The sequence below is a fragment of the Actinosynnema sp. NPDC002837 genome, assembly GCF_040295345.1.
Lineage (GTDB): Bacteria > Actinomycetota > Actinomycetes > Mycobacteriales > Pseudonocardiaceae > Actinosynnema.
Genome location: NZ_JBEOVG010000102.1, coordinates 21,495 through 31,035, shown reverse-complemented (window position 1 = coordinate 31,035; position 9,541 = coordinate 21,495). Strand labels below are relative to the sequence as shown.

General features: G+C 72.7%; 8 protein-coding genes. 2 read left to right on the top strand and 6 right to left on the bottom strand.

Annotated features, from left to right (window positions below; translation table 11 throughout):
• Positions 1 to 139: 139 nt before the first annotated feature.
• From ABTZ99_RS38825 to ABTZ99_RS38810, 4 genes are all read right to left on the bottom strand, one after another.
• Complete coding sequence (locus ABTZ99_RS38825; RefSeq protein WP_499618044.1) at positions 140 to 1,414, bottom strand: M28 family peptidase; 1,275 nt, start codon at positions 1,412 to 1,414, stop codon at positions 140 to 142.
• Between the two features lie 187 nt (positions 1,415 to 1,601).
• Positions 1,602 to 2,546, bottom strand: coding sequence for a DNA polymerase domain-containing protein (locus tag ABTZ99_RS38820; RefSeq protein WP_498780981.1), 945 nt, complete (start codon positions 2,544 to 2,546; stop codon positions 1,602 to 1,604).
• An 82-nt stretch (positions 2,547 to 2,628) separates the two neighbouring features.
• Entirely contained in the window at positions 2,629 to 4,017 is a 1,389-nt protein-coding gene (locus ABTZ99_RS38815; RefSeq protein ID WP_499618043.1) for a glycosyl hydrolase family 18 protein, read from the bottom strand.
• Positions 4,018 to 4,116: 99 nt separating this feature from the next.
• The gene (locus ABTZ99_RS38810; protein WP_499618042.1) at positions 4,117 to 5,010 is read right to left on the bottom strand and encodes a sigma-70 family RNA polymerase sigma factor; all 894 of its coding nucleotides are present in this window, start codon (positions 5,008 to 5,010) and stop codon (positions 4,117 to 4,119) included.
• A 131-nt stretch (positions 5,011 to 5,141) separates the two neighbouring features.
• Here ABTZ99_RS38810 and ABTZ99_RS38805 point away from each other — a divergent pair, with 131 nt between their 5' ends.
• Together ABTZ99_RS38805 and ABTZ99_RS38800 are read left to right on the top strand one after the other, a co-directional pair.
• Positions 5,142 to 6,800, top strand: coding sequence for a cellulose binding domain-containing protein (locus tag ABTZ99_RS38805; RefSeq protein WP_499618041.1), 1,659 nt, complete (start codon positions 5,142 to 5,144; stop codon positions 6,798 to 6,800).
• A 191-nt stretch (positions 6,801 to 6,991) separates the two neighbouring features.
• On the top strand, positions 6,992 to 7,318 hold the full coding sequence (locus ABTZ99_RS38800) for a DUF1540 domain-containing protein (RefSeq protein WP_498780988.1): 327 nt from the start codon (positions 6,992 to 6,994) through the stop codon (positions 7,316 to 7,318).
• A 69-nt stretch (positions 7,319 to 7,387) separates the two neighbouring features.
• Here ABTZ99_RS38800 and ABTZ99_RS38795 read toward each other — a convergent pair whose 3' ends face one another.
• Positions 7,388 to 7,882, bottom strand: coding sequence for a DoxX family membrane protein (locus ABTZ99_RS38795; RefSeq protein WP_499618040.1), 495 nt, complete (start codon positions 7,880 to 7,882; stop codon positions 7,388 to 7,390).
• A gap of 28 nt (positions 7,883 to 7,910) precedes the next feature.
• Positions 7,911 to 9,527 carry a hypothetical protein gene (locus ABTZ99_RS38790; RefSeq protein ID WP_499618039.1) on the bottom strand — a complete coding sequence of 539 codons (1,617 nt, stop codon included), beginning with the start codon at positions 9,525 to 9,527 and terminating at the stop codon, positions 7,911 to 7,913.
• Positions 9,528 to 9,541 lie beyond the last annotated feature (14 nt).

Genomic DNA, 9,541 nt, shown 5'->3' with positions numbered 1-9,541 from the left:
AGTCAAAACCACCCCCTCCTGGCCATCTCCCGCAACCCGGGCGCGCGGGCCCGCGCCGTGCTCCGCGCCCCCATCACCGGCCCGGGCCGCCGCCCGCGGCGGCGGGGGCGCAGGAACCCGCGCCGCCGCCCGGCTCCGGTCAGAACTGCAAGGACCAGCCGTTGATCCGGCCGGTGTCCGCGGACGCGACGTCCTGCACGCGCAGCTTCCACGTGCCGTTGGCGACCTCCGAGGACGCGTTCACGGTGTACGTGGTGACGATGTTGTCCGCGCTGTCGTTGCTCGACGCCTTCACCCGGTACGCCGAGCCGTCCGGCGCGATCAGGTCGATCACCAGGTCACCCCGGTAGGTGTGGGTGATGTCCACGCCGACCGCCAGCGCCGACGGCGCGTTGCCCGCGACGCCGGAGACCGTGATCGGGCTCTCGACCGTGGTCAGGTCGGGGATGGTCACGTCGGTCGCGTTCTCGAACCGCGGCCCGGGCGGGTTGCCGCCGGAGCCCGCCAACGTCCACAGGGCGTACGCGATCGCGTCGGTGTTGCGGTCCAACGCGGTGACGTCGACGTTGCTGATCGTGTCGCACGAGCGGTGGTAGCAGCGGTCGAAGGCGACGCCCGCCGTGCCGCCCCACTTCTGCGCCTGCGCGGAGGTCTTGGTGACCTCGGCGCCGGTGAACGTGCCGCCGACCGGGATGCCGGACCGCGCGAACGCCGCGTGGTCGGACCGCCCGCCGACCGACGTCAGCTCGGTCGGCACGCTGAACGCCGCCTGCAACGTCTGCTGGAGCAGCAGCGACCCGGTCGGCTGGCCGGAGGCGCTGTAGACGAAGTAGCCCGGGTTCGGCGAGCCGATCATGTCGAAGTTCAGGTACGCCTTGATCTTCGACCGCTCGGTCGTCGGCAGGTTGTTCACGTAGTAGGTGGAGCCGATCAGGCCGAGCTCCTCCGCGCCCCACCAGCCGAACCGGACGTGCTTGGTCGGGGCCAGGCCCTGCCGGGCCACGGTCAGCGCGACCTCCAGCAGGCCCGCCGAGCCGGTGCCGTTGTCGTTGATGCCCGGACCCGCGCTCACGCTGTCCAGGTGGCCGCCGAGCATCAGCACGTCGTTCGGGTCGCCGCCGGGCCAGTCCGCGATCAGGTTGTAGCCGGTCGCGCCGCTGGTGGTGAACTGCTGCACGGACGTCTGGTACCCGGCCGCGTCCAGCTTCGCCTTGACGTGGTTGACCGACGCCAGGTACCCGGGCCGGCCGTGCGCCCGGTTCCCGCCGTTGTTGGTGGCGATGGTCTGCAGGTCGTTCAGGTGCGTCTGGACGTTGGCCACCGGGATGTCCGGCACGGCCACCGCGCTCACCGGGGCCGCGGTGGCGACGGGTGGGCTCAACAGGGCGGCGGCGAGCAACAGGGCGCTCGCCACAGGGGTCGTCCTTCTCAAGGACATGGCTGCCTCCGCAGGGTTTAGGGATGGCCACGCACGAGCGTGCGGGCTGTGCCACCCCCGCGGTAGCGACTTTCGTCGTGGCACGTTCGGACGCAGACCGGGCGGCGCCGCCTGCTCGACGGCTCACCGCGGACCTGGTCCGACCGCGCGCGGCACGGTGGCGTTACTGCTGGGCGCGCTGGGCGCGGGCCCGCCGCTTGCCCTCGTGCATCGCCTGGACGCGGGCCACCGGGATGGTGTGCCCCTCGGCGACCAGGTCGTCCGGGAGCTTCTGGGGCGCGGGCAGCCGGGAGTGCCACGGGTCGCCGTCGCCGAGCAGCGCCGGCGCGGTCTTCACGGTGAAGTCGGCGGGCGTCACGGAGTCGAGGTCGTCCCAGTCCACCGGGAACGACACCGTGGCGCCCGGCCGGATCCGGGGGCTGTACGCCGCGGCCACGGTCGAGCCGTAGGCCCGCGTCGAGTCGAGGAACACCCGCCCGCCCCGGTCGTCCTTGATGAACGCCGTGGTCGCCAGCTCCGGGTCGAGGCGCTCGGCCCGCGCCGCCAACGCCCGGGTCGCGGCGGCCACGTCGTGGTCCACGCCCTCCACGGGCACGAACACGTGCACGCCCTTGGACCCGCTGGTCTTCACCACACCGGTCAGCCCGTCGTCGGCCAGCGCCCGCCGCACGAGCTTCGCCGCCGCCACGACCACGTCGAAGCCCGAGCCCTCCGGCGGGTCGAGGTCGAGCACGAGGTAGTCGGGCCGGTCGAACGCGTCGGCCGGCGCCGGCGTCACGTGGTACTCGACCGCGCGCTGGTTGGCGAACCACAGCAGCGTGCGCCGGTCCTCGCACAGCGCGTACCGGATCTCCCGCTTGGACGTCTCCGCCCACAGGGGCACGGTCCGCACCCACGGCGGCGTGTACTTCGGCAGGTTCTTCTGGGTGAACGGCTCCTGGCCCGGCCGCACCCGCACCACCGACAGCGGTCGCCCGGCCAGGGCGGGGATGATCCGGTCGCGCACCGCGTCGAGGTAGTCGACCAGGTCGCCCTTGGTCGCGTCGGCGCCGTCGAACAACGGCTGGTCGAGGTTGGTCAGCGCCACGCCGTCCCGCTCTTCACCCATCGCACCACCTTTGCGGTTGACCGTGCCGCGGGCAAGCGGGACACGGCCCGCTCCGCGAGGAACGGGCCGTGCCCGGGTCCGCTCAGGCGGGGAGCCGCCAGACCTGGTTGGCGGCGGCGAAGCAGTCCCAGATCTGCAGCCGGGTGCCGTCGGCCGAGCTGGGCCCGGTGGCGTCGAGGCAGCGGCCCGAGGCCGGGTTGCGCAACGTGCCGTCGGAGCCCGCCTGCCACTTCTGCGCGCCCGTGCCGTTGCAGTCCCACAGCTGGACGACGGTGCCGTTGGCGGTGCCCGCGCTCGCCACGTCCAGGCACTTGCCGAGGGCGCGCAGCGAGCCGTCGCCGGAGACGGTCCAGCTCTGCGCGTTGGTGCCGTTGCACGTCCACAGCTGGATCGCCGTGCCGTTGGCGGAGGACGCACCGGCCACGTCGACGCACTTACCCGCGATGCCGGTGATGGGACCGGTGCGGCCGGGCGGGGTGGTGCCGCCCATGACGGTGTCGTAGATGGCGCTGAGCAGGGAGGTGCTGCCGGTGGTGTCCTGCGACAGCTCCCAGTTCATCACCCCGCCGGCGTTGGCCATGGCCCACTGGGTCTTGCGCTTGATCGTGGGCACGCCGTTGTAGCACTGCTGCACGCCGCTGACGGTGACGCAGTCGCGGTTGGCGTTGGCCGGGTCCATGGCGACCAGCTGCGCGTAGGTGTAGTAGTTCGGCCTGCTGTAGAACGGCACGCCGAGCACGGCCTTGGCTGCGGGCAGGCCGCGCGACTTCCAGTAGTTGACGGTGCCGATGGACCAGTCGTAGTTGGCGTGCGGGCTGCCGCCGTCGTAGGCCATGATGTTGAGCCAGTCGACCTGGCCGAACACGGCGGTCTGGACGCCTTCCGCGGTGCCGCCGCCGGACACGACCGCGGCCGTGAGGAGCTTGCCGCGGCTGTGCATGGCGGTGCTGAGCTGGCCCATGAGGGCGGTGAAGTTGGTCGCCGACGCGCCGGGGTCGGGGTACTCCCAGTCGATGTCGACGCCGTCGAGGTTGTGCTGGTTGACGGCGTTGACGACGGCGTTGACGAACGTGGTGCGGCTGGTGGCGTTGGCGGCCAGGGCCTCGAACGCCGAGTCGTTGCCGTCGTTCCAGCCGCCGATGGCCAGCGAGACGCGCACGCCGTTGGCGTGGGCCAGGGAGACCAGGGACGCGAGCTTGCCCGGGTCGGGGATGGCCTGGAGCGTGCCGTTCGAGTTGGGCAGGGCGAACGCGTAGTTGATGTGGGTGAGCTTGGTGTACTGGACGGCGTTGACGCTGCCCGCCCACGACGGCAGGTAGCCGACGCTCTTGAACCCGTTGGGCAGGACGGTGGCCTGAGCCGCCGGCGCGGTGGCGACGGCCACCGCGAGGCCGGCCGCCGCCGTGGCGAGGGCGAGGCCCGCGGCGCCCCACCGGGTCGACGCGCGCCGTGATGGTGCAGGGGACTGCATGGACGTGGTCCTTTCACAGGGAGGTCCACGGCCGTCGTCCGCGCGGTGGCGGCGGGTTCCGCGCGGTCGCCGGCCGGGGACTGGCAGCCGCGCCCGACCTTACTGGCGTACTTGATTCAAGTCACGATAAAAGTCGCCCGGCACCGTGATGACGAGTTGCCGCAGGCGGAAGGGGTCGGCGATGACGTCGTAGGCGGCGATCCGGTCGTCCCGGACCGTGACGGTGAGGGCGAGCCGGAGCCGTCCGCGCGGTGCGACGACGATGCCGACGCGTCCGTCCACGAGGGCCGGTCCGGCGTGGCGCGCGTTCGCGGTGAGGACGACGGTCTCGGCGGCGACGGCGTGCGCACCGCGGACCTCGGCCGCCGCGCCGGGTGGCAGCACGGCGGGGTCGGCGCGGCGGACGACGTCGGGATCGAGCACGGCGAGCAGGGCGTCGAAGTCGCCCGCGCGGGCGGCGGCGAGGAACGCCTCCACGACGTGCCGGTGGCGGGTGAGCTCGGGCTCGGGGAGCGCGGTCGTGCCGCGGACCTTGTGCCGGGCGCGGCTGGCGATCTTCTTCGTGGTGGCCGTGCTGCGGCCGACGATCGGCGCGATCCGCTCGAACGGCACGGCGAACGCGTCGTGCAGCACGAACGCGACGCGTTCGGCGGGCCCGAGCGTGTCGAGCACGACGAGCAGCGCCCGTCCGATCGAGTCGGCCAGCACCGCCTCGGTCTCCGGGTCGTCGTCGGCGGGCAGGTCGGGCACCTGCTCGACCACGTCCTCGCGGCGGGTCCGGCGGTGGCGGAGCACGTCCAGGCACACCCGGGAGACCACGGTGCGCAGCCAGGCGGCGAGGTTGTCGATCCCGTCGGCGTCGACCCGGCGCAGCCGCAACCAGGTCTCCTGGACGGCGTCCTCGGCCTCGGGCAGGGAGCCCAGCATCCGGTGGGCGACCGCGCGCAGGTGCCCGCGGTGCGCCTCGAATCGGTCCGCCAGGTCGTCGTGCATCGGTCCCCTCCCGGTCGTCTACCGGGTGGACGAGCCGGAGCGGCGAAAGGTGACGGGCTCGACGGCCCGCCGTCGACGTGGTAGCCAGAGGTCGACTCACGGCCGCCGCCGGAGACGCGAGGAGCGATCGCATGGGTAAGCGCCTGATGGCGGTGGGCGTCGCGCTCGCCTGCCTGGTCGGGGTGCACGTCGGCGCGGCGCGGGCGGTGGCGGCGGAGCTGTCCGCCGCGGTCAGCCAGTCGTCGGTGTGGAGCACCGGGTACGGCGGGCAGGTCGTGCTGACCAACACCGGTGACGTGGAGAGCACCGGCTGGGTGGTCGAGTTCGACCTGCCGCCCGGGTCGTCGGTGAGCAACGCGTGGAGCTCCGTGCTCACCCGCGACGGGCAGCACTACCGGTTGGCCGACGCGGGCTACAACGGCCGCGTCCGGCCCGGTGGCACGGCGAGCTTCGGGTTCACCGTCACCGGTCTCGGCCTGCCGACCGGCTGCACGGTCGACGGCACGCCGTGCGACGGCGGAGGTCCGGTCCCCGACACGTCCGCGCCCACCGTTCCGGTCGGTGCGCGGGTGACGGGCGTGACGGCGAGCTCGGTGTCGTTGGCGTGGGAGGCGTCGAGCGACGACGTCGGCGTCACCGACTACCAGGTGCTGCGCGGCACGACCGTGGTCGCGTCGGTGACGTCCACCGCCACGACCGTCGGCGGCCTGCTGCCGGGCACGGCGTACGCGTTCACCGTGCGGGCGCGCGACGCGGCGGGCAACGTCTCCGGCGCGAGCGCCGAGGTGGCCGCCACGACCGGCACGGGCTCCGGCGGGTCCACCGTGGACGTCGCCACGCCGGCGCAGCTCCAGGCGGCCCTGGCCGGCGCCGTGGCGGGGCAGACCATCCGGATGGCCGCCGGCGTGTACCGGGGTTCGTTCGTGATCACCCGGCCGGGCGCCGCCGGCGCTCCGGTCACGCTCACCGGTCCGGCCGACGCGGTGCTGGTCAACGACGGTCCGTCGGGTTCCGCGCCGGGCTGCCCGACGCCGACACCGGGCTGGGATCCCGGCTACGGGCTGTGGCTGCACGACGCGCCGCACTGGAACCTGGTCGGGTTCACCGTGCGGGAGTCGAAGAAGGGCATCGTCGCGGACAACTCGCACCACACCGTGATCGACCGCGTGCACGTGCACCACGTGGACGAGGAAGCCGTGCACTTCCGGCGCTCGTCGGCCGACGGCGTCCTGCGCGATTCCACGATCAGCCACACGGGACTCGGGCAGCCGGGGTACGGCGAAGCCGTCTACCTCGGGTCCGCCAATTCGAACTGGGCCTGCCACGGCAATTCCGGCGGCGTGGACCGCAGCGACCGGGTGCACGTGCTCGGCAATCGGATCGGGCCGGGTGTCGCGGCCGAGCACGTCGACGTCAAGGAAGGCACGGTCGGCGGCGTGATCCGGGGCAACGCGTTCGACGGGACCGGCATCTCGGGCCAGAACTCGGCGGACTCGTGGGTCGACGTGAAGGGCACCGGTTACACGATCGAGGGCAACACCGGCACGTTCGCCGCACCGGGGACCTTCGCCAACGGCTACGAGACGCACAACCCCGCCACCACGCCGTCCTCCGCCAACGGGTGCGGCAACGTGTGGCGGGACAACCGCTCGGACCTGGGCGGCGTCGGCCAGTACGCGATCCGGATCACCTCCACGTCGAAGTGCGCCGGCGTGCCGAACGTGGTGCACGCGTCGAACACCGCGACCCGTGCGGTGATCGGTCTGACCAACATCGCGATCACCCCGTGACGGGGCCGCGGGTCGGTGGGTCGATCGGCTGCGCGACCGTCGCCGCGCAAAGGGGAAACGCAATTCCGGACGCCGATAGGAATCGTGGTGCGGGCTTTTAGGTTAGGCTCCCCTTAATGATTTCGTGTTGCGGTACCCGGTGGTCGGTGGCAACGTCCCGGACAGGGAACCTGCTGTCCAGAGGAGTGGTCATGACCACCACGGAAATGCCGGCCGTCAACTCGTGCACGGTCACGGGTTGTTCGTACAACCACGATGGTTGTCACGCTTTCGCGATCACCGTGAGCGGCGCGAACGGGGCGGCCGACTGCGGAACGTTCATCCCCCTGGCCCGCAAGGGCGGCCTGCCCAAGGTCGTCGCGCAGGTCGGCGCGTGCTCGCGCACCGACTGCATCCACAACGCCGAACTGGAGTGCACCGCGTCCGGCGTGCGCGTCGGGCCCGGACAGGGAGACCACGCCGCCAACTGCCTCACCTACACCAGGGCGAAGGACACGGCGAGCCCCACGATGTCCTGAGCGCGCACGACCGCCGCCGGCCGGTCAGCACCCCTCAGAGCTGACCGGCCGGCGGGTCGTGACGGCGTCTCAGCGCCGTCGGCGGTGGTGCCGTGCGACCACGAGCGAGGCGGCCACCAGCACCAGGTTCTTCAGCACGAACTCACCCGTGACGCTGAGCAGCAGCGGGTTGCCGTGGCGGAACGCCACCGCCGGCTGCACCACCAGCACGAGGAACGTGCCGAGCAGGTGCAGCGCCGTCAGCGCCGCGACCACCCGCACCTGCACCGCCACGATCAGCGCCATGCCCGCCAGCACCTCGAACACGCCGACGGTCGGCACGAACCAGGACGCGGGCAGGAACGGCACGGTGTCGGCGACCAGGTCGCGCACCGGCGACGTGCCGGCGACCTTCAACACCCCGAACCACAGGAACACCACGCCCAGGGCGATCCGCAGCAGCGGGACGCTCAGGTCGAGCACGCCGTCCACCGCGCGTGACGCCCGGTCGAGCAGCGCCGTGCGCGTGGTCCCGGTGGGCGGCGCGTGGTCGGTCTTCGGCTCGCTGGTCAGCTCGCTGGTCATCCGTCATCCCTCCTCGTAGCGGTCGGGCTCAGGCGCCCGACCGGCGGGCGGCGGTGAGCGTGTCGCCCAACGACCGCAACCGCGTGTCCGTCCGCTGGACCTGCTCCGCGACCACGTCCAGCGCCCGGTCCAGGTGCGGGCGCACCGTCGCGGCCCAGTCGACGCCCGACGCCCGGTCACGGGCCTCCTGGGTCGGCTCCGGGAACGCCGCGGCCACCGCGTACACGACCGCGCCGAGCACCGCGTCCAGCACCAGCTCCGGCAGCAGCGACAGCACGAGGTTGGGCAGGTGCCCCGCCTCTTCGTCACCCGATCGGGGCTGCCACGGGTCGAGGTGCGGCCGGACCGTCTCCCACAGGCCCGCGTCGACCGCGCCCACGCCGTGCCTGCCGGCCCACTGCAACGCGTCCGCCCTGGTGACGGTGGCCGTCAGCACCTGGCGGGCGTCCGCGCCGATCCGCAGCAGCTCCGCCAGGTCCAGGTCCTCCGGCGTGCCCATCAGCGCCGGCCGCAGGTCCATCGCCACCTGGTGGTGCCAGCGCGTGGCCCACACCGCGCGCCACCACATGGCCTCCTGCGTGGTCGGCCGGGACAGCCACACCGCGATGTTGCGGAAGTAGGCCTTGATCTCCTCGTACGCGGCCTGACCCGCGGCCGACGCGGCGAACCCGACGCTCTTGATCGGGTCCTCCGGCACGGTCGGGTCGCCGACCAGGTTGACGTTGAAGAAGTGGTGCCACGTGGCGTCCACCGCCACCCGGCCGACGCCGACCTGGTGCCCGTCGTACGCGCCGATCGCGCCGAACGTGCTCGCGTCCAACCGCCCCTTGCGCGGGTCGCGGTCCGCGGCCCGGGAGTTGATCGTCGACCACGCCACGACCTCCGGCGCCAACCCCGCCGGGTACTCGGTCATCTCGTACCCGTCGAAGGTGAACGACCTGGTCAGGTCGTCCGGCACGTAGCACTCGCCCTCGTGCGGGTGGTCCGGCAGCACGCGGATCGTGCCGCGCGGTCCCGACAGCAGCGGGTGCGGGTAGCCCTGGTGCGCCCACTTCGGCGAGTCCGACGTCGCGTACATCCGCGGCGTGATGACCTGCGGGATGTCGTCGGACTGGTCGTTGAGCTGGAACAGCGGGTCGTGGCCCTCCGACAGCGTGTCGTTGCGGTCCGGGCCGTCGATCGACGGCGCGACCGGCTCGCCGTTCGGGCCGGGATCGGGCCAGTGCCACTTGCGCATGCTCCGCACGCGCGGCAGGTCGCCGCACATGGACACGCCCAGGTCCTCGTGGTCGCCGGTGGCGAACACGCCGCCGCCCGCGTCCATGAACTCCGCCAACGCGCGCAACTCGGTCTGGTCCAACGGCGGCCGGGGCGCGCGGGCCACGCCGAACAACCAGATCTGGTCGTACTGGCCCAGGTCGTGCCCGTCGAACCGGAACCCCGGGAGGTCCGCGGACAACGAGGGCAGGTTCTCCTCCCGGTGCGCCCGCGTCACCTCGAACCGGACCCACGGCCCGGGCGGCGTGGACAGCACGTCCACGAGGGTGGCCAGGCCGAAGTCGGCCCGGTCGAAGCTCGCCGTCCCATCGGTCACCATCAGGATCCGGACGGCGTCCGGCTCGGCCAGGACGGACGTGTTCGGCATGGGTGCTCCCTCTC

Coding starts and splice junctions, on each gene's coding strand:
- ABTZ99_RS38795 (WP_499618040.1), bottom strand. CDS start 7,882: ATGACCAGCGAGCTGACCAGCGAGCCGAAGACCGACCACGCGCCGCCC.
- ABTZ99_RS38805 (WP_499618041.1), top strand. CDS start 5,142: ATGGGTAAGCGCCTGATGGCGGTGGGCGTCGCGCTCGCCTGCCTGGTC.
- ABTZ99_RS38810 (WP_499618042.1), bottom strand. CDS start 5,010: ATGCACGACGACCTGGCGGACCGATTCGAGGCGCACCGCGGGCACCTG.
- ABTZ99_RS38820 (WP_498780981.1), bottom strand. CDS start 2,546: ATGGGTGAAGAGCGGGACGGCGTGGCGCTGACCAACCTCGACCAGCCG.
- ABTZ99_RS38800 (WP_498780988.1), top strand. CDS start 6,992: ATGACCACCACGGAAATGCCGGCCGTCAACTCGTGCACGGTCACGGGT.
- ABTZ99_RS38815 (WP_499618043.1), bottom strand. CDS start 4,017: ATGCAGTCCCCTGCACCATCACGGCGCGCGTCGACCCGGTGGGGCGCC.
- ABTZ99_RS38790 (WP_499618039.1), bottom strand. CDS start 9,527: ATGCCGAACACGTCCGTCCTGGCCGAGCCGGACGCCGTCCGGATCCTG.